At 64.5% G+C, this 18615-nt stretch carries 16 protein-coding genes; 6 read left to right on the forward strand and 10 right to left on the reverse strand.

Translation table 11 applies throughout. From position 1 onward, the window contains the following. Positions 1–3 precede the first annotated feature (3 nt). The 8 genes from scpB to B6V72_RS13335 all read right to left on the reverse strand — a co-directional run bounded on the left by scpB (position 4) and on the right by B6V72_RS13335 (position 8603). Positions 4–669, reverse strand: coding sequence for an SMC-Scp complex subunit ScpB (gene scpB / locus B6V72_RS13300; protein WP_088720278.1), 666 nt, complete (start codon positions 667–669; stop codon positions 4–6). After that, on the reverse strand, positions 666–1448 hold the full coding sequence (locus B6V72_RS13305; RefSeq protein WP_075775497.1) for a ScpA family protein: 783 nt from the start codon (positions 1446–1448) through the stop codon (positions 666–668). Before B6V72_RS13305 ends, scpB begins: the two co-directional genes overlap by 4 nt. Then, complete coding sequence (locus B6V72_RS13310; RefSeq protein WP_088735784.1) at positions 1441–2442, reverse strand: glycoside hydrolase family 3 N-terminal domain-containing protein; 1002 nt, start codon at positions 2440–2442, stop codon at positions 1441–1443. Before B6V72_RS13310 ends, B6V72_RS13305 begins: the two co-directional genes overlap by 8 nt. Then, positions 2442–3506 carry an SPOR domain-containing protein gene (locus B6V72_RS13315; RefSeq protein WP_088735785.1) on the reverse strand — a complete coding sequence of 355 codons (1065 nt, stop codon included), beginning with the start codon at positions 3504–3506 and terminating at the stop codon, positions 2442–2444. Before B6V72_RS13315 ends, B6V72_RS13310 begins: the two co-directional genes overlap by 1 nt. A 74-nt stretch (positions 3507–3580) precedes the next feature. Beyond that, positions 3581–5326 (reverse strand): arginine--tRNA ligase, encoded by a 1746-nt coding sequence (gene argS / locus B6V72_RS13320; RefSeq protein ID WP_075775500.1) that lies wholly within the window; start codon positions 5324–5326, stop codon positions 3581–3583. 145 nt (positions 5327–5471) lie between these two features. Further along, positions 5472–5894 carry a heme-binding protein gene (locus B6V72_RS13325; protein ID WP_088735786.1) on the reverse strand — a complete coding sequence of 141 codons (423 nt, stop codon included), beginning with the start codon at positions 5892–5894 and terminating at the stop codon, positions 5472–5474. Next, entirely contained in the window at positions 5891–8056 is a 2166-nt protein-coding gene (locus B6V72_RS13330) for a malate synthase G (RefSeq protein WP_075775502.1), read from the reverse strand. The genes B6V72_RS13325 and B6V72_RS13330 overlap by 4 nt, the downstream gene beginning before the upstream one ends. Positions 8057–8264: 208 nt before the next feature. Then, complete coding sequence (locus B6V72_RS13335) at positions 8265–8603, reverse strand: hypothetical protein (protein ID WP_088724934.1); 339 nt, start codon at positions 8601–8603, stop codon at positions 8265–8267. A gap of 318 nt (positions 8604–8921) precedes the next feature. Between B6V72_RS13335 and pepN the strand changes: the two genes are divergently transcribed. The 6 genes from pepN to B6V72_RS13365 all read left to right on the forward strand — a co-directional run bounded on the left by pepN (position 8922) and on the right by B6V72_RS13365 (position 16390). Further along, the gene (pepN, locus tag B6V72_RS13340; protein WP_088735787.1) at positions 8922–11492 is read left to right on the forward strand and encodes an aminopeptidase N; all 2571 of its coding nucleotides are present in this window, start codon (positions 8922–8924) and stop codon (positions 11490–11492) included. 141 nt (positions 11493–11633) lie between these two features. Beyond that, positions 11634–12047 (forward strand): hypothetical protein, encoded by a 414-nt coding sequence (locus tag B6V72_RS13345; protein ID WP_075775505.1) that lies wholly within the window; start codon positions 11634–11636, stop codon positions 12045–12047. 86 nt (positions 12048–12133) lie between these two features. Then, positions 12134–13651, forward strand: coding sequence for an Asp-tRNA(Asn)/Glu-tRNA(Gln) amidotransferase subunit GatB (gene gatB / locus B6V72_RS13350; protein WP_075775506.1), 1518 nt, complete (start codon positions 12134–12136; stop codon positions 13649–13651). Between the two features lie 143 nt (positions 13652–13794). Further along, positions 13795–14766: a DUF808 domain-containing protein gene (locus tag B6V72_RS13355; protein WP_078522830.1), complete on the forward strand. Its 972-nt coding sequence runs from the start codon at positions 13795–13797 to the stop codon at positions 14764–14766. Positions 14767–14838: 72 nt separating this feature from the next. Next, complete coding sequence (locus tag B6V72_RS13360; protein WP_088735788.1) at positions 14839–15582, forward strand: alpha/beta hydrolase; 744 nt, start codon at positions 14839–14841, stop codon at positions 15580–15582. 97 nt (positions 15583–15679) lie between these two features. Further along, positions 15680–16390 (forward strand): alpha/beta hydrolase, encoded by a 711-nt coding sequence (locus B6V72_RS13365; RefSeq protein ID WP_075775509.1) that lies wholly within the window; start codon positions 15680–15682, stop codon positions 16388–16390. 97 nt (positions 16391–16487) lie between these two features. Here B6V72_RS13365 and B6V72_RS19005 read toward each other — a convergent pair whose 3' ends face one another. Further along, positions 16488–17114 (reverse strand): hypothetical protein, encoded by a 627-nt coding sequence (locus B6V72_RS19005; RefSeq protein WP_146696203.1) that lies wholly within the window; start codon positions 17112–17114, stop codon positions 16488–16490. Positions 17115–17204: 90 nt separating this feature from the next. Continuing rightward, the gene (gene phaZ, locus B6V72_RS13370; RefSeq protein WP_075775511.1) at positions 17205–18515 is read right to left on the reverse strand and encodes a polyhydroxyalkanoate depolymerase; all 1311 of its coding nucleotides are present in this window, start codon (positions 18513–18515) and stop codon (positions 17205–17207) included. Between the last annotated feature and the right edge of the window lie 100 nt (positions 18516–18615).

Below are 18615 nucleotides of genomic sequence, written 5' to 3' on the forward strand. Positions count from 1 at the left end.
CCGTCAATCCTCGAACAATTCGGACTGGCCGGTCTGGACCTCGTCCTCCTCGCCCTCCTCGTCGTCGTCCGAGCCTGCACCCGGAAGGGGGCGCGAGTCCAGCAGACCTGCGGCGCGCAGCTCCTTGAGGCCCGGCAGGTCGCGGGCGCTCTCGAGGCTGAAATGGTCGAGGAATTCCTGCGTCACGACGAAGGTGACGGGTCGGCCCGGCGTCATGCGGCGCCGACCGAAGCGGATCCATTCCATTTCCAGCAACTGGTCGATCGTGCCGCGCGAAACGGCGACGCCGCGGATCTCCTCGATCTCGGCGCGGGTGACCGGCTGGTGATAGGCGATGATCGCAAGCGTCTCGACGGCGGCGCGGGACAGCTTGCGCTCCTCAACCGTCTCTTTCTGCATCAGGAAGGCGAGATCGGGCGCGGTGCGCACGGCCCAGGCGTCGCCGACCTTCACCACCCGCACGCCGCGCCCCTCGTAGCGCTTGCGCAGGTGCACCAGCGCCTCGGCGGGGTCGCAACCATGCGGCATCCGTTCTTCCATCTCGCGGATGCGGACGGGTTCGGCAGAGGCGAAGAGGATCGCTTCGACCATCCGCTCCTGCTCGGCAATGGGCGGCGCGGCAAAGAGGGTTTCTTCTTTTTCTTCGGTCTGTTCCGGCTCGTCGTTCATGTCTTCTTCCGGATCGAAATGGGTTGGAACGTATCGCTCTGGCGCAGCTCGATCTGGCCTTGCTTGGCCATCTCCAGCGAGGCCGCGAAAGTCGCGGCGGTGGCCGAGCGTCGGCGTTTGGGGTCGGCGGTCCACCCGTCGGGCAGGAAGGTGGTCAGCTCCGACCAGCCACCGGCGAAACCGATCAGACTGCGCATCCGGTCCAGCGCCTCCTCCATCGTGAAGACATTAGTCCGATCGAACGCATAGGGGCGGAATTCATCGCGCGTGCGGATGCGCGCATAGGCCTGCATCAGGTCCATCAGCGAGGCCGAATAGGTGACCTTGCGGACGCGCTCGACCTCTTCCGAGATGCCGCGCGCGAAGGTGTCGCGCCCCAGCCGGTCGCGCGCCATCAGCTGCGCCGCCGCCTCGCGCATCGCCTGCAGGCGTTCCAGCTGGAAGGCGAGGTGCTCGGCCAGATCTTCCGCCGAGGGGCCTTCGGCCTCGGGGTCAGGCGGCAGCAGAAGCCGCGATTTCAGGAAGGCGAGCCAGGCCGCCATCACGAGGTAATCGGCGGCCAGCTCGATGCGCAGCGCCTTGGCGCGTTCGACGAAGGCCAGATATTGCTCTGCCAGTTGCAGCACGGAGATCTTGCGCAGATCGACTTTCTGGCTGCGCGAGAGCGTCAGCAGCAGGTCGAGCGGGCCTTCGAACCCGTCGACATCGACGATCAGCGCCTCGGCCTGAAGCCGATCCGCGACCGTTTGCGAGTCGAACAGATTTTCGGTGTCACTCATCCATGCCGCCGCTCAAGAGTGCCTCAAGTTCAGCATCGAGCGCGGCCATGTCAACTGTCTCGGGCGGCAAGCGCCGGTCCAGCGCGGCATCGGCGCGGGCCTGTGCGGCCTCGCTCATCGCCGGGGCGGCCATCGCCACCTCTTCCATCGCGGGCATGTCGCCCTTGCAATGGAGCACCAGATCGCAGCCCGCCGCCAGCGCGGCAGCCGTGCGTGTCCCGAAGCCGCCCGCCAGCGCCTCCATCCCGATATCGTCACTCATCAGGAGCCCGCCGAAGCCGATCTCCTCACGGATCATCTTGATGATCTTCGCGCTCTGCGTCGCGGGAGCCGCGTCGAGCGCGGTGAAGCGGATATGCGCCGTCATGCCCAGTGGCAGATCGGAAAGCGCCTTGAACGGCGCGAAATCAGTCGCGATCAGATCGGCCTTCGAGGCCTCAACCACCGGCAAATCCTTGTGGCTGTCCGAAATCGCCCGACCGTGGCCCGGAATATGCTTGATCACCGGGAGCACGCCGCCCGCCAGCAGCCCCTCGGCCGTGGCGCGGGCATTGGCGATCACCGTCGCCGCATCCTTGCCCAGGCAACGGTTTTGCAGGAAGGGATGGGTCAGAAGCCCCGCGATATCGCAGGTGGGCGCGCAGTTCACATCAATGCCGACCGCGCGCAGCTCCTCGGCCATGATCCGCGAGCGCAGCCAGAAGGAGCGCGGTGCCTGCGCCCCTGCCTGCTTCGCCTGCTCCAGCGGCGGCAGCCATTCGCGCCACTGGGGCCCGCGCAGCCGCTGCACCCGCCCGCCTTCCTGATCGATCAGAACCGGCGCATCGCGCCCCACCGCCCCGCGCAGAGCGTCGGTCAGACGCGTGACCTGCTCGGGCGTATCGATATTGCGCGAGAACAGGATGAAGCCCCACGGATCGGCCTCGCGGAAGAAATCCCGCTCACGCGCGGAGAGCTCGGCCCCCTCGCAGCCGAAGATCGCCGCGACGCCCATCAGCGTGCCTGCGTCGGAATGCAGTTCTGCCGCTCGGCCACGAGGGCCGCGCAGAACTGGCGCGCTTCGGTCACGTCGTCGAAGCCCGCGACGCGGAGGCGATAGAAATCGCGCCCGCCGGAGCTCGCCTTCTGGATCACGCGCTTCTTGTCGGTCATCAGCGCGTCGAAGCGCTTGGCGATCCGGTCCCATTCGCCCTTCGCCGCCGCTGCCGTATCGAAGGCGCCGACCTGCACGAGGCGCGTGCCCGCCGACAGTTCGGACGGGTCGAGATCGACGACGCCGGCCTCCGCCTGCCCGGCCGACATCTGCTTCGTCACCGCCTGCTCCAGCGCCGCCGCCAGCAGCTGATCGCGCATCGGTTTGGACTGCGGGCGCGGCGAGCGCGAGACGCCCGGCACGGAGGCCGGGATCACACCGCTGACTGCGTCGCTCTCGGGGGCTGCGTCATGCGCGACCGCATCGGGGCGCGTCTCGGGCATGGCCGGGCTCATCAATGCGGGCTCGACGGGAATGTCGGGCGCATCCTTCACCTGCGACGGATCGGCATTGAGCGCGGCAGGCTCGAGCGCCGCAATCGCCGCCTCCACGGCAGGGTTGGACGCTCGGTTGGATCCGTCACCCGCGCCAGACGCATCGCTCGCGACCTGCGTTTCCGCCGCCAGCTCGCCCATCGGCTTATCTTCGTCGGTGAAACCTTCCGGGCTTGGCGCGAGAGTCACTTTCTCAGGTGCAGGTGCCGCCTGCCCCGTGCCGGCCACGTCGTTGACAGCCAGACCGGTATGGCGCGCAAGTTCGCCGCCCGGGTCTTCGGGCGCGATCCGGGCGGGCCCGTCCATCGCGCGGATCACCGGCACGCCGTTCAGATCGCGCATCGCCAGCTTGTACCCCCAGACCACCAGACCCGCGATCATCGCGACCGAAGTCAGTGCCCCGGCCACGTTGACCCAGCGCGACACGACACGCGGCGCACGCTCTGGAACGGGATCTTCGGGATGCGCGTAATGGGGCTGCGGGTGTTCATGCCCGTAACCCCCACTCTCGCGGTAGTCGTAGGTCGTCATGCTCGTCGCCTCGCCGCCGGTTGCCCGGCCTTGCCCGGTTGACCCGGAATTTGCCTGTTCCCGGCGGCGTGCGTTCAGCGCATCTCTTCAGCCGGGGTCACGCCAAGAATACCAAGACCGGCGGAAATGACAACGGCACAGGCTCGTGCGAGGGCGATTTTCGCCGCCGATGCGGCCTCGTCGCCCTCCTGCAGGAAGCGCAGGGACGGCTCGTCATTGCCACGGTTCCACAGGCTGTGCAGATCCGAGGCGAGATCGTAGAGGTAGAAAGCCACCCGGTGCGGCTCGTTCGCGCGCGCCGCGATCTCCAGAAGACGCGGCCATTCGGCGATCTTCTTGACCAGTTCCAGCTCGGACGGATGCCACTCGCCGGACAGATCGACCTCGGCGAGACGCGCATCGGACATGTCCCAGCCCGCTTCCGCCGCCTTGCGCAGCACCGAGCAGACCCGGGCATGGGCATATTGCACGTAGAAGACCGGGTTGTCCTTGGACTGCTCGAGCACCTTGTCGAAATCGAAATCCAGCGGTGCGTCGTTCTTGCGGGTGAGCATGTGGAAGCGGGTCACATCCGCGCCCGCCTGCTCCACCACGTCGCGCAGCGTCACGAAAGTGCCCGCGCGCTTCGACATCTTGAAGGGCTCACCGTTCTTGAACAGCTTCACCAGCTGGATCAGCTTGATATCAAGCGTCACCTTGCGATCTGAAAGCGCAGCCACGGCTGCCTTCATCCGCTTCACATAGCCGCCATGGTCGGCGCCGAAGACGTCGATCAGCAGATCGTAGCCACGATCGATCTTGGTCCAGTGATAGGCGATATCGGGGGCGAAATAGGTCCATGAGCCGTCCGACTTCTTCACCGGGCGGTCCACGTCATCGCCATATTCGGTCGAGCGGAACAGGGTCTGCTCGCGCTCCTCCCAATCCTCTGGCAGTTTGCCCTTCGGAGGGTCGAGCACACCCTCGTAGATCAGGCCCAGATCCTCGAGCCGCTTCAGCGCCGCCTCGATCTGGCCGGTGCCGTAGAGCGATTTCTCGGAGGAGAAGACATCCATTTTCACGCCGAGACAGGCGAGGTCCTCGCGGATCATCTCCATCATCTGCTCGGTCGCGAATTCGCGGATATCTTCGAGCCAGTCTTCCTCGGGTTTGTCGAGCAGGCTCTCGCCATACTTGGCCTTGATCGCCTCACCGACCGGGATCAGGTAATCGCCGGGATAGAGCCCCTCGCGAATTTCCGGCTCGAGGCCACAGGCTTCGCGATAGCGCTCATAGGCGGAGCGGGCGAGCACATCGACCTGCGCGCCGCCATCGTTGATGTAATATTCCCGCGTGACGTCATAGCCCGCGAAATCCAGCAGGCTTGCCAGCGCATCGCCGAAGACGGCGCCGCGGGTATGGCCGACATGCATCGGGCCGGTCGGGTTCGCGGAGACATATTCCACGTTCACCTTCACGCCGCGGCCCAGATCGGAGCGCCCGTAATCCGCACCCTCTTTCAGAACGGCGTGGGTCACATCAGCCCAGACCTTCGGATCGAGGCGCAGGTTGATGAAACCGGGACCGGCGACATCGGCGCTCACGATCCGGTCATCTGCGGCCAGCTTGGCCGCCAGCGCCTCGGCGATGTCGCGCGGTTTCGACTTGGCGGGCTTGGCCAGCACCATCGCGGCGTTGGTCGCCATGTCTCCATGCAGCGGATCGCGCGGCGGCTCCACCGCGACGTTTGCGTAGTCCAGCCCCTCGGGCAGCGCGCCTTCGGAAACCATCTGATCGAGTGCCGCAATCACCGCGGCGCGGATGTCGGAAAACAGGTGCATTCTCATTGTCCTTATTTGCGCTCTCCCCTGCCAGAGCGCGCCGCGCGCGTCAATGGCCCGAGCGGGGGTCAAGCGCGGACCGAGACGGCGCGGGCGGCCCGGCATCGCCTGCCGGACCGCCCGAAATCAAACCTTGGCAGGGTGATCAGTCCTCGGCGGTGAAGCCCGCGGCTTCGATCCCGGCCACGGCCACCTTGGCGTCATTGTCCGAGGTATCGCCTGTCACGCCCATCGCACCGATCACCGCGCCGCTCTCGTCGCGGATCAGCACGCCGCCGGGCACCGGGCAGGTCTTGCCGTCATAGATGCCGTTCAACGCGGCCATGAAATAGGCCTGCGCCTCGGCCCGCGCCATCTGCGCCTTGCCGCCCATCCCCAGCATCACCGCGCCGTAAGCCTTGGCTTGCGCAATATCGAAGCGGCCCGGCGCCGCGCCATCGGCGCGCGCGAAAGCAAGCGGGTGGCCGCCCGCATCCAGCACGATCGCCGAGAGCGGTTTCAGCCCGTCTTCCGCGCCTTGCGCCAGCGCGGTCTCGATCATCTTCTGCGCCTGTTCGAGCGTGATCATGCGCGTTCCTCCTTCTCTTGCAGGCGGCGCTGATGCAGCACCGGTTCCGTATATCCCGAGGGTTGGACCGTGCCGAGGAAGCACAGGTCGCACGCTGCCTGGAACGCGAAGCCGTCATAGCCGGGCGCCATGGGGCGGTAGTTGGGATCGCCCTCGTTCTGACGGTCGACGACCTTGGCCATCTTGCGCAGCGCCTCCATCACCTGGCCTTCGCTCACCAGCCCATGCTCGAGCCAGTTCGCGATCGCCTGGCTGGAAATCCGGCAGGTCGCACGGTCTTCCATCAGGCCGACGTCATGGATGTCGGGCACCTTGGAGCAGCCCACGCCCTGATCGACCCAGCGCACGACATAGCCGAGGATGCCTTGCGCGTTGTTCTCGATCTCGGTGCGGATTTCCTCCTCCGAGTAGTTCTTCCCACGCGCGAGCGGGATCGTCAGCAGATCGTCGAGCCGCGCCGGACGGTTCATCGCGGCGATTTCCTGCTGGCGGCGCTTCACGTCGATCTTGTGGTAATGGGTGGCGTGCAGCGTGGCCGCCGTCGGCGACGGCACCCAGGCGCAGTTCGCGCCCGCGAGCGGATGGTTCACCTTGGCCTCGAGCATATCGGCCATCTTGTCGGGCATCGCCCACATGCCCTTGCCGATCTGCGCCTTGCCGGCGAGCCCGCAGGCCAGACCGATATCGACGTTGCGATCCTCGTAGGCTTCGATCCAGGGCTGAGACTTCATCTCGCCCTTGCTCAGCATCGGACCGGCCTGCATGGAGGTGTGGATCTCGTCGCCGGTGCGGTCGAGGAAACCGGTGTTGATGAAGGCCACACGGTTCTTCGCGGCGCGGATGCATTCCTTGAGGTTGACCGAGGTGCGGCGCTCCTCGTCCATGATGCCAAGCTTCACCGTGTAGCGCGGCAGGCCCAGAACCTCTTCGACCTTGTCGAAAATCTCGGTCGCGAAGGCGACCTCTTCGGGGCCGTGCATCTTCGGCTTCACCACATAGACCGAGCCCGTGACAGAGTTGCGCGGCCCTTCGGTCTTCTTGAGGTCATGCATCGCGCAGAGCGTGGTGACCATCGCATCCATCAGCCCCTCATAGGCCTCTTCGCCGTCGCGGGTCAGAATCGCGGGGGTGGTCATCAGGTGGCCGACATTGCGCACCAGCATCAGCGAGCGGCCCTTCAGAGTGATCTTCTCGCCACCGCCGCCGGTGAACTGATAATCACCCTCGAGCCGCCGCACAGTCTTCTCGCCGTTCTTCACGACGTTCTCGCGCAGATCGCCCTTCATCAGGCCCAGCCAGTTGCCATAGGCGAGAACCTTGTCCTCGGCATCGACACAAGCCACCGAGTCCTCACAATCCATGATCGTGCTGACCGCGGCTTCAAGGATGACATCGGCGATATCGGCAGGGTCGGCCTGACCGACTTCGGTGGTCGGGTCGATCTCGATCACGAGATGCAGCCCGTTGTTTTCCAAAAGAACTTCGGACAGCGCGCCCTCGTCGGAGATGTTGAACCCGAGGAACTGCGCCGGATCGGCCAGCCCCGTCTCGCCCACCGCGTTCTCCACGAAGAACACGCCGTTCTCCACGCGCAGCGCGGTCACGTCGGTCCAGCTTCCGCCCGCAAGCGGCACGGCTTCGTCGAGAAACGCCTTGGCACGCTCGATCACGCGGGCGCCGCGCTTGGGATCGTAGCCCTTGCCCTGCGGCAGATCGCCAAGCGCATCGGTGCCGTAAAGCGCATCATAGAGACTGCCCCAGCGGGCATTCGCGGCGTTGAGTGCGTAGCGGGCATTGGTGATCGGCACGACGAGCTGCGGACCGCAGACGGTGGCGAATTCGGGATCGGTCTCGGGGGTCTCGATCTTGAAATCGTCGCCTTCGGGCAGGAGATAACCGATCTCGCGCAGGAAGGATTTATAGTCTTCGAAATCAAAGCCTTCGGCGCGGCGATGCGAATGCCAATCGTCGAGCTTGGACTGGATCGACTCGCGCGTCTCGAGCAGCGCACGGTTCTTCGGCCCCAGCGTATGCAACAGTTCCGAGAGCCCTTCCCAGAAGCGCTCCGGCGCGACGCCGGTCCCTGGCAAAGCTTGATCCTCGATGAAAGCGGCCAGTTCGACCGCCACCTGCAGTTCGTTTCGCGCGACCCGCTGTGCCATGATGCCTCCCGTTTTCTCAGACGCGTATTAGATGAAACCGCTGGGCGCGAATGTCCAGCGGATTACGGAAAGCACGCGGGAAGGCGCGAAGGCGGGAAAGCGGTCAGGAGAACCGCGCATGCCTCGGCAGGCGGGGCTTTTCGAACCCCGCCCGCCAAGGCATCGGCGCTGATATCACCGTTGTGGCGCGACAGTCGTCGCCCAGGAGTTACTGCTGTATCGTGTCGCCCGGCGTTGCCTCACCATTGACCCCGCCTTCGCCGACCCCGGTCGTCGCGGGCGCCTGGGTCGTTGAGGTGCCAAGCCCGTCAAGCGGCGCCGATGGCGGCTCGGAGCGCACCACGCCTTCGGTTTTCGGGGCGTTCTGCGTCGCGGCGGGCGCCTCTGTCTGGTCTGCACCCGCCCCGGTCGGTTGCGGGGAATTTGCGGCCATCGCGATCCATACGAGGATCACCGCCACGCCCAGTATCACGACCATGGCCATGCCGATCAGGGCGGGGGCATGCCTCTTCTTCTCGCCATTTGTATTCGTATTCGGTGCGGACATCGGATTGCTCCTTCCATCTTCGATAGTGTCCTGTCGGGGCCGTGGCGCAGAGCGCATCGATCCGGCCCCCTTCACTTCGGGTAACGCGGTCGTCCCGGTTCGGGTTCAGCCCGTCGGCAGCGAACCGCCCGGCCCTGCCGGCGAAACCGCTTTGAAAACCGCGCGCGGGACGGATACTCTTGGCACTGAACTGCGTGACTGAGGCGAAACCGGATCGCGCCCGCCCGAAACGGGAAGCGACACCCAGAAGGCGCGCTTGCCTTCGCCCCGAAACGCTCCACGTCACACAAGCCGAGAATAACGAGGAATATCGCAAGAATGCCCGCCGACACGACGGCTACCCAAGCCCTTCCCAAGCGCCTGATCGACTACCGCCCCTATCCTTTCACGCTCAAGAGCGTGGGACTCGATTTCACGCTCGATCCGGACGCGACAGAAGTACGCGCGCGCCTAGCATTCTCTCCGCGGGAAGCGGTGGCGGCGCTGCATCTCGATGGGGAGGAGCTGGAGCTTGTCTCGATTGCGCTGGACGGGCGCGAGCTGGCCTCCGGCGAATACCAACTCAGCAAGACCGGCCTTACGCTCCCGGCGGATATTCTGCCGGCACGAGACTTCACGCTGGAGACCGTGACGCGGATCGCACCGTCGAAAAACACCGCGCTGGAAGGGCTTTACATGTCGAACGGCATGTATTGCACGCAATGCGAGGCCGAGGGCTTCCGCAAGATTACCTTCTATCCGGACCGCCCCGACGTGATGGCGCGCTTCCACGTCACGATTACGGGCGATCAGCCGGTTCTGCTGTCGAATGGCGATCTGGTCGCGAACCGCGACGGCTATGCCGAATGGGTCGATCCGTGGCCCAAGCCCGCCTATCTCTTCGCACTGGTCGCGGGTGACCTTCGCGCGCATTCGGGCACATTCACCACGATGTCGGGCCGAGAGGTCGCCACGAATATCTGGGTCCGTCCGGGCGACGAAGACCGTTGCGACTTCGCGCTGCAGGCGCTGCATCGGTCGATGCGCTGGGACGAAGAGGTTTACGGCCGCGAATACGACCTGGACATCTTCAACATCGTCGCCGTCGATGACTTCAATATGGGCGCGATGGAGAACAAGGGGTTGAACATTTTCAACTCCAAATGGGTTCTCGCCTCGCCCGAGACCGCGACCGATGCCGATTACGAGCGTATCGAGGGCATCATCGCGCACGAATATTTCCACAACTGGACCGGCAACCGCATCACCTGCCGCGACTGGTTCCAGCTGTGCCTGAAAGAGGGGCTGACGGTTTATCGCGACCAGCAGTTCACCGGCGACATGCGCGGACACGCGACGAAGCGGATCGACGACGTTCTGGCGCTGCGCGGGCGGCAGTTCCGCGAGGATCGCGGTCCGCTGTCGCACCCGCCGCGCCCCGATCATTACCGCGAGATCAACAACTTCTACACCGCGACCGTCTACGAGAAAGGCGCCGAGATCGTGGGCATGTTGCACCGCCTGCTGGGGCCCGACGGCTATCGCGCCGCGCTCGACCTCTATTTCGAGCGCTATGACGGGCAGGCCTGCACGATCGAGGACTGGCTGAAGGTGTTCGAGGACAGCTCGGGCCGCGACCTGAGCCAGTTCAAGCGCTGGTATACCGATGCGGGCACGCCGACGCTACGGGTGCGCGACAGCTTCAAGGACGGCGTATACACGCTTGAATTCGAACAGGAAACGCGCCCCACGCCCGGTCAGGAAGAAAAGCCGTTGCGCCACATCCCGATTGAAGTCGGGCTGCTCAACGAGAATGGCGACGAGGTCGTGCCATCCACCGTTCTTGAGATGACAGAGGCGAGGCAGAGCTTCACCTTCGACGGGCTCGCGACGCGCCCGGTGCCCTCGATCCTGCGCGACTTCTCCGCCCCCGTGCGGCTGGAGCGCGACGCCGACACGTCCGAGCTTGCCTTCCTGCTGACCCATGACCGCGACCCGTTCAACCGATGGGAAGCGGGGCGTGCGCTGGCCCAGAAGATGCTGATCGGGCGCGTTCTGGGACAAGAGGGTGACCGGTCCTTCTCCGATGCGATGGGTGCGCTGTTGCGCGACGAATCCGCCGATCCGGCCTTCCGCGCGCTGTGTCTGAACCTGCCCTCCGAGGACAGCATCGCGCAGGCGCTCTACGATCAGGGCGAGACGCCCGATCCTGCGGCGATCCATGAGGCGCGCGAAGCGCTCGCCCGCGATCTTGCGACTGCGCATAAGACGCTTCTGGCCGAGATTTTCACCAAAACCGAAGCGACGGCGCCCTACAGCTCCGACCCGGAGCAGGCTGGCCCGCGGGCGCTGCGCCTTGCCGTTCTGCGGCTTTTGAACCGCATCGACGGCGGAGCCCGCGCGGGTGCCCTGTTCGCCTCGGCCGAGAACATGACCGAAAGCTTCGGCGCGCTCGCGTCACTGGTGCAGACCGGACAGGATGCGAGCGCGATGGCCGAATTCCGCGACCGCTGGCAGGGCGACCGGCTGGTGATGGACAAGTGGTTCCTCGTCCAGCTCGCCAATTGCCCGCCAGAGATGGCGCTGGAGCGCGCCGAGACGCTGACCGGCGATCCGCTCTTCACATGGAAGACGCCGAACCGCTTCCGTGCGCTGATGGCGGGGCTGTCGGGCAATCACGCGGGCTTCCACCGCGCGGACGGGGCGAGCTATCGCTTCTATGCCGATTGGCTGCTCAAGCTCGATCCGGTCAACCCGCAGGTCGCCGCCCGCATGTCCACCGCTTTCGAGACATGGACGCGCTATGACGAAGGCCGGCGCGAGAAGATGCGCAGCGAGTTGGAACGGATCGCCGCCCAGCCGGGCCTCAGCCGCGACCTGTCCGAGATGACGCAGCGTCTACTGGGCTGATTTCCGCTCGGCGCCTGCGCGCGATCCCGGAAGACCACGGATTGGCCGCATTCTCGGCCCATCCGTGCCGGGTTCTCGCGCTACGAAAGGCAGACGCTCGCGACTTGCGGGCGTTGGGCAGTTTCGCGGACAGGCTCGACCATGGACGACAATGAATTTGAATACCGACACCAGGCCCGCCGGGCGGGAGGGTATCTTGCGCTCGCCTTCGGGATGGCGCTGCTCTACGGCGCAATGAAACTGACCGCGACGACATGGATTCATGTCGCCGCGTGGATCTATCTCGCCCTCACTTTGTACAAGCTGATGCGCAATCGCTCGGGCCTGCTGCGGATCACGCCTGCGCGAATGGAAGTCTACCGCAACGGGCGGCAATTGGGCACGTTCCCCCTCGCACAGATCGACTCGGCGCGGCTGCGACGGCGCAAGCTCGCAGGCGACGAATGCATGGTCACGCTGCGCGACGGGCGTCGCGCCTACCTGCCACGAGAGGCCACGCCGCCGCTCGACCGGCTCAGCGCGATTTTCGAATCCTACGGGGTGCCGCTGGTCTGATGTCCGCTGCGGGGCGGTCGCCCTCTTGCCCCCGCCCCTGCCCTGTCCTAGAAGCTTGCCCAAGCCTTTACTGACAGGATGTGGACATGCTCGACCATCTCGAATTCCAAGCCCCCGAACCCAAGGTCATTGCCGGTGCCAAATCGGATTGGGAGCTGGTGATCGGGCTTGAAGTCCACGCGCAGGTGGCCTCGAAAGCCAAGCTGTTCTCGGGCGCCTCTACCAAGTTCGGTGCAGAGCCGAACTCGAACGTGGCCTTCGTCGACGCGGCGATGCCCGGCATGCTGCCGGTGATCAACGAGTTCTGCGTGGCGCAGGCCGTGCGCACGGGCCTCGGCCTCAAGGCAGATATCAACCTGCGCTCTGCCTTCGACCGGAAGAACTATTTCTACCCCGACCTGCCGCAGGGCTACCAGATTTCGCAGCTCTACCACCCCATCGTGGGCGAGGGCGAAATCATCGTCGATATGGGTCCGGGCGTCGCGCGCAAGGTCCGGATCGAGCGTATCCACCTCGAGCAGGATGCGGGCAAGTCGATCCACGACATGGACCCGCATATGTCCTTCGTGGACCTCAACCGTACCGGCGTCGCGCTGATGGAGATCGTCTCGCGCCCCGACATCCGCGGCCCGGAAGAGGCTGCGGCCTATGTCGGCAAGCTGCGTCAGATCCTGCGCTACCTGGGCACCTGCGACGGCAACATGCAGAACGGCAACCTGCGCGCGGACGTCAACGTCTCGATCTGCAAGCCGGGCGCTTACGAGAAATATCAGGAAACGCAGGATTTCAGCCATCTCGGCACGCGCTGCGAGATCAAGAACATGAACTCGATGCGCTTCATTCAGCAGGCCATCGAATACGAGGCCCGGCGCCAGATCGCCATCGTCGAAGACGGCGGCGAAGTGGTGCAGGAAACCCGCCTTTACGATCCCGACAAGGGCGAGACGCGCTCGATGCGGTCGAAGGAAGAAGCGCATGATTACCGCTACTTCCCCTGCCCCGACCTGCTGCCGCTGGAAATCGAGCAGGCCTGGGTCGACGATATCGGCGCCTCGATGCCCGAACTGCCGGACGCGAAGAAAGCGCGTTTCGTCAAGGAGCTGGGACTGTCGGAATACGATGCCTCGGTGCTGACCGCAGAGGTCGAGAACGCGGATTACTTCGAGGCCGTGGTGGCCGAGGCCGGTGACGGCAAGCTTGCCGCGAACTGGGTCATCAACGAGCTGTTCGGTCGCCTGAAGAAGGAAGACCACGACATCACCTCGAGCCCGGTCGATGCCGCGCAGCTTGGCGCTATCATCCGGCTGATCAAGTCCGACAAGATTTCGGGTAAGATCGCGAAGGACCTCTTCGAGATCGTCTACACCGAAGGCGGCGACCCCGAGAAGATCGTGGAAGAGCGCGGCATGATCCAGGTCACCGATACCGGCGCCATCGAGGCCGCCGTGGATGAAGTGATCGCCGCGAACCCTGAGCAGGTCGAGAAGGCGAAGGCCAACCCGAAGCTGGCGGGTTGGTTCGTCGGTCAGGTGATCAAGGCCTCGGGCGGCAAGGCCAACCCCAAGGCGGTCAACCAGATCGTCGCGCAGAAGCTGGGGCTGTAAGCCAAGCGAAATAGTGCGATCAAGGCGCCTTCGGGCGCCTTTTTCATGCCCGCCCGGAAAGAATTCGGGAACAAGTCTTCGCGCTTGTGGCTTGGGGAGACGCGCCCTAGGCTCACGTGGGCGTGAAGAGGAAAGGGTTTGCGATGAGTGGCTTGCTGGCGCTTCTCGATGACGTGGCGGGGATCGCCAAGGTGGCGGCGACCTCGATCGACGATGCGGCAGGTCAGGCGGCCAAGGCGGGCTCGAAGGCGGCTGGCGCGCTGATCGACGATGCGGCGGTGACCCCGAAATATGTCCACGGCTTCAAGCCCGCCCGCGAATTGCCGATCGTGGGGAAGATCGCGCTCGGCTCGATCAAGAACAAGCTCATATTCCTGCTGCCAGCCGCGCTGCTGCTCTCTGCCTTCGCGCCGTGGCTGATCACGCCCTTGCTGATGCTCGGCGGGTCGTACCTGTGTTTCGAAGGCGCGGAGAAGGTCTATCACCTGTTCAAACCGCATGAGCCCGATGCCGAGGGCCATGTCGCGGCAGAAACCGCCGACCACCTCGAGGAAAAACGGGTGAAATCCGCGGTGAAGACCGATTTCATCCTCTCCGCCGAGATCATGACCATCGGCCTCGCCGCCCTGCCCTCGGGCCAGCCGATCTGGATGGAGGCTATCGCGCTCGCCATCATCGGGATCGGCGTGACGGTGGTGGTCTATGGCTCGGTCGCATTGATCGTGAAAGCCGACGACGCGGGGCTATGGCTGGCCGAGAACGGCAAGCTCGGGCCGACACGCGCGCTCGGGCGTGGCATCGTGCATGTGATGCCCAGATTGATGCAGTTGCTGATGATCGTCGGCACCGCCGCGATGATCTGGGTCGGCGGCAATATCGTGCTGCACGGTCTGGCAGAGCTTGGCTGGCACGCGCCCTACGACTGGATCCACCATCAGGCCGAGGCCGCAGCCCATGCGGCAGGCACCGCGGAAGGCTTCGTCAGCTGGGCCGTCACCGCGTTCTTCGACGGCATCTTCGGGCTGATCTATGGTTTGGTCCTGATCCCCGTCGTCACCCGGATCATCCAGCCCATCTACCGCGCCGTCACCGGCAAGGAAAAACCCGCGCACTGAGCGCAAGCGGACAGGTTGAGGCCACCCGCGCCGCCCGATAGGCTGGGCGCGAACAGATCGCAGGAACCGCAGATGACCGAGTATCTCGAGACCCAAGAAGGCCGCCGCATCGCCTACAACCTGACGCCGGGCAAAGGTCCGGGCGTAGTTTTCCTCGGCGGGTTCAAATCCGACATGGAGGGCACGAAGGCGCTGGCGCTGGAAGACTGGGCAAAGCGCGAGGGCCGCGCCTTCCTGCGCTTCGACTATTCCGGCCACGGCGTCTCGGACGGCGCATTCGAGGACGGCGCGATCGGCGACTGGTTTGAGGATGCGCGCGACGTGATCATGGCCAAGACCGAAGGCCCGCAGATCCTCGTGGGCTCCTCGATGGGCGGCTGGATCTCGCTCCTGATGTCGCGCGAACACCCCGAGAAAGTCGCGGGCCTCGTTACCATCGCCGCGGCCCCCGATTTCACCGAGGACGGCTATTGGGCGAGCTTCGACAAAGAAACCAGGCACAAGCTGGAAAGCGAAGGCTCCATCGCGGTCCCGTCGGATTACGGCGAGCCCTATGTCATCACCCGCCGCCTCATCAACGAGGGTCGCGAGCGATTGGTGCTGCGCAGCCCGCTGGCGCTGCCCTTCCCCACGCGCTTCCTGCAAGGCACCGCCGACGAGGCCGTGAGCACCGAGACCGCGATCCGGCTGCTGGAGCATGCCGAGGGCGCGGACATGCGCCTGACCTTGGTCAAAGGCGCCGATCACCGCTTCTCGGATCCGGATTGCCTCGCGCTGATCGAGACCGCGCTGGCGGAGGTGCTGGCCCGGCTGTGATCCGCTGCTTGCGGCATTTCGATTTGCTTGACCTCAGCCCTTGCGGCACACTCGACGCGAGAAGCGCGAAAACGCGCCGCGATTGAGGTTTCGAGCGATGCCAAGCGATCCGCTGGTCTTTCTTCCCGGTTTCATGTGCGACGCGCGGCTGTTCTGGCACCCGCTGCAAGAGCTGTCTTCCGAGCGTTCGGTGATGGTGGCGCGGCTGCGCGGCACGACGATCGAGGAGATGGCACAGGCGGTTTTGGACGAGGCGCCGCCCCAGTTCGCGCTGGTCGGGCATTGGCTGGGCGCGGTCGTCGCAATCGAGATCCTGCGCCGCGCGCCCGACCGGGTGACCCAGGTCGCATTACTCGACGTCTCCCCCCTGCCCGAGATGCCGCAGATCGCCGCCGCGCGCGAAACCCGGATCGTGAAGGCGCTCACCGGGCGGCTCGACGAGATGATGCTGGAGGAAATCCCCGCCGACAGCCTCGCCCCCGATCCCGGCCGCGCTGAAATTCAGGCGATGCTGCTGGAGATGGCGGCAGGCTTGGGCGCCAACACGTTCGAGGCGCAGTCCCGCGCCCTGATGCGCCGCCCCGACCTGCAACGCACGCTGCGCGCCACGAAAACCCGCGCGCTGCTGATGTGCGGCGAATACGACAAGATCTGCCCGCCCCGCCGGCACGAATTCCTCGCCGAGCTGATGCCCCACGCCGAGTTCCGCCTGATCCTCGGCGCGGGCCACCTGAGCCCGCTGGAACAACCCGAGAAGATCACCCAGAACCTGCGCGACTGGCTGGAGGCGCCGTTATTGTTGGCGTGACGGAAAGGGCCGCGTTGCGAACAAACTTGCCATTCGAGGTTCTAAGCCGAATGCCTGCTTCTGATTTTTCACGCAGATTTTTCCAAAGTCTTGGAATCTATTCGGCCCTGCACGAACTAATTGCCTGTTCGCCGGTCCCTGCTGAAAAGAATGTTCCATCGGGTGAGAAGGAGAGATTGCTGCTCACTCGGCAGCCATTTGGATTTCTTTCAGAAAGCAAAAACGCTTCACTCACCAGAGGCGGGATCGGAGACAGTTTCTTGTCAATTTCGTGAGTTCCTGCACCGATCAACCCGACTTGTTCGATCAGAAAGTGACGCAGCAGCAGCGCTTGCTCCACCGCATCCAAGGCACGCCCTTCATCGGCCAATCTAACTTCGCACAAATGCCGGGTGGTGCCTTCTCGAGAACTCCATCCGGTAAGCACTACATAAAGCTCTGAACCCGGGCGCATCCACGCCCTCTGGTTAGAATGCATTCCCCAATCCCGCGCATGGCGCTCTGCGACGCTCTTCTCTTCCAGCCCCTCGCGGTTAAACTCCGAGTTCATTTCGATAGACACGCGACAGCGTTCGAAAAGGCTTGCGAAGTCGTGCAACAAGCCTTGTGCATCGCCTGAACTGCCCCAAAAAGAAAACGCCACCAGAAACGTAGCAAAGCGCTTTGGCACAAGAAAATTTTTGCGCATTTCATCGATCCGAACTCTCGAGAAGGAGACCTTCATCCACAAATCATAATCGGTCAGCGATCGGCATTATACAAAAAACGCCGCCCCCTCGGAGCGGCGTTTTTTAATTCCAAACGGCGATCAAACTCACCCAGCCTCGGCCGTCTTCACCTTCTTTTTCCGGATCGGGGTGACCGTCGCGGGCTTCCCCTTCCCGGGCGCCGGGTTGTCGGCGTTCTCGTCGATGAAATCGAGCACGAGCGGGCGGATGTTGTTGCGCCAGTGCGAGCCTGCGAAGATGCCGTAATGGCCTGCGCCGGGCTCGAGGTGCTGTTGCTTCATCGAATCCGGCACGCCGGAGCAAAGGCCGAGCGCGGCGACGCATTGGCCGGGGGCAGAGATGTCGTCCTTCTCGCCCTCAACGGTCTTCACCGCGACCTTGGTGATCTTCGAGATATCGACCATCTTGCCGCCGACCTCGAAGCGGTTCTTGGCGATCTCGAGGCCCTTGAAGATACGCTCAACCGTCGAGAGGTAGAACTCGGCAGTCATGTCCATCACGGCAAGGTATTCGTCGTAGAAGCGGTAATGCTTGTCGTGCTCCGATCCTTCGCCAGAGGCCTCTTTCCAGATCTTGTCCTGGAAGGCCTGCGCGTGCTTGTCCATGTTCATCGAGATGAAGGAAGCGAGCTGCATCAGGCCCGGATAGACCAGGCGGCCCGCGCCCTTGTATTTGAAGCCCACACGCTGAATCACCATCTGCTCGAGCTGGCCCATCGTGACGCGACGGCCGAAATCGGTCACTTCGGTGGCGGCGGCGTCGGGATCGATCGGCCCGCCGATCAGGGTCAGCGTGCGCGGCTGCGCGGCGGGATCCTCGGCGGCGAGATAGGCGGTCGCGGCCAGCGCGAGCGGCGCCGGCTGACACACCGCGATCACGTTGGTATCAGGACCCATCTCTTTCATGAAATCGACAAGGTAGAGTGTATAGTCCTCGATATCGAACTTGCCTTCGGAGACGGGGATATCGCGCGCATTATGCCAATCGGTCACCCAGACATCGGCGTCGGGCAGCAGCGAGGCCACGGTGGAGCGCAGCAGCGTCGCGTAATGGCCCGACATCGGCGCCACCAGAAGGATGCGCCGCTCCATCGGCTCGCGGCCGTGGACGTTGAAATGCACGAGGCTGCCGAAGGGCTTGTTGAGCACCGTTTCGACCTCGACGAGGTGATCGCGCCCGTCCTCGGCGGCGATCGAATGGATGCCCCAATCGGGCTTGATCACCATCCGCGCGAAAGAGCGTTCCGTCACCCGGCCCCAGGCCGACATGATCTTGAACATCGGATGCGGGGCGAGGCCCCAGACCGGGTAGGACGCCATGGCGCGCGCCGAGGCGCCCATCCACTCGTTCGTGTTCCTGAAGGTTTCCATCAGGTCGTAGGACATGATCGTTTTCATATGCAACTCCTCGGGGCCGGCCACGCGCACACTCGGCAACGGAAACGCCGCTTTACCCCAAGACTGCGGCGATATTATGCTGGTTCAGAGGATAGGGAGG

The organism is Thioclava sp. F34-6 (assembly GCF_002213235.1).
Classification (GTDB): Bacteria; Pseudomonadota; Alphaproteobacteria; order Rhodobacterales; family Rhodobacteraceae; genus Thioclava; species Thioclava nitratireducens.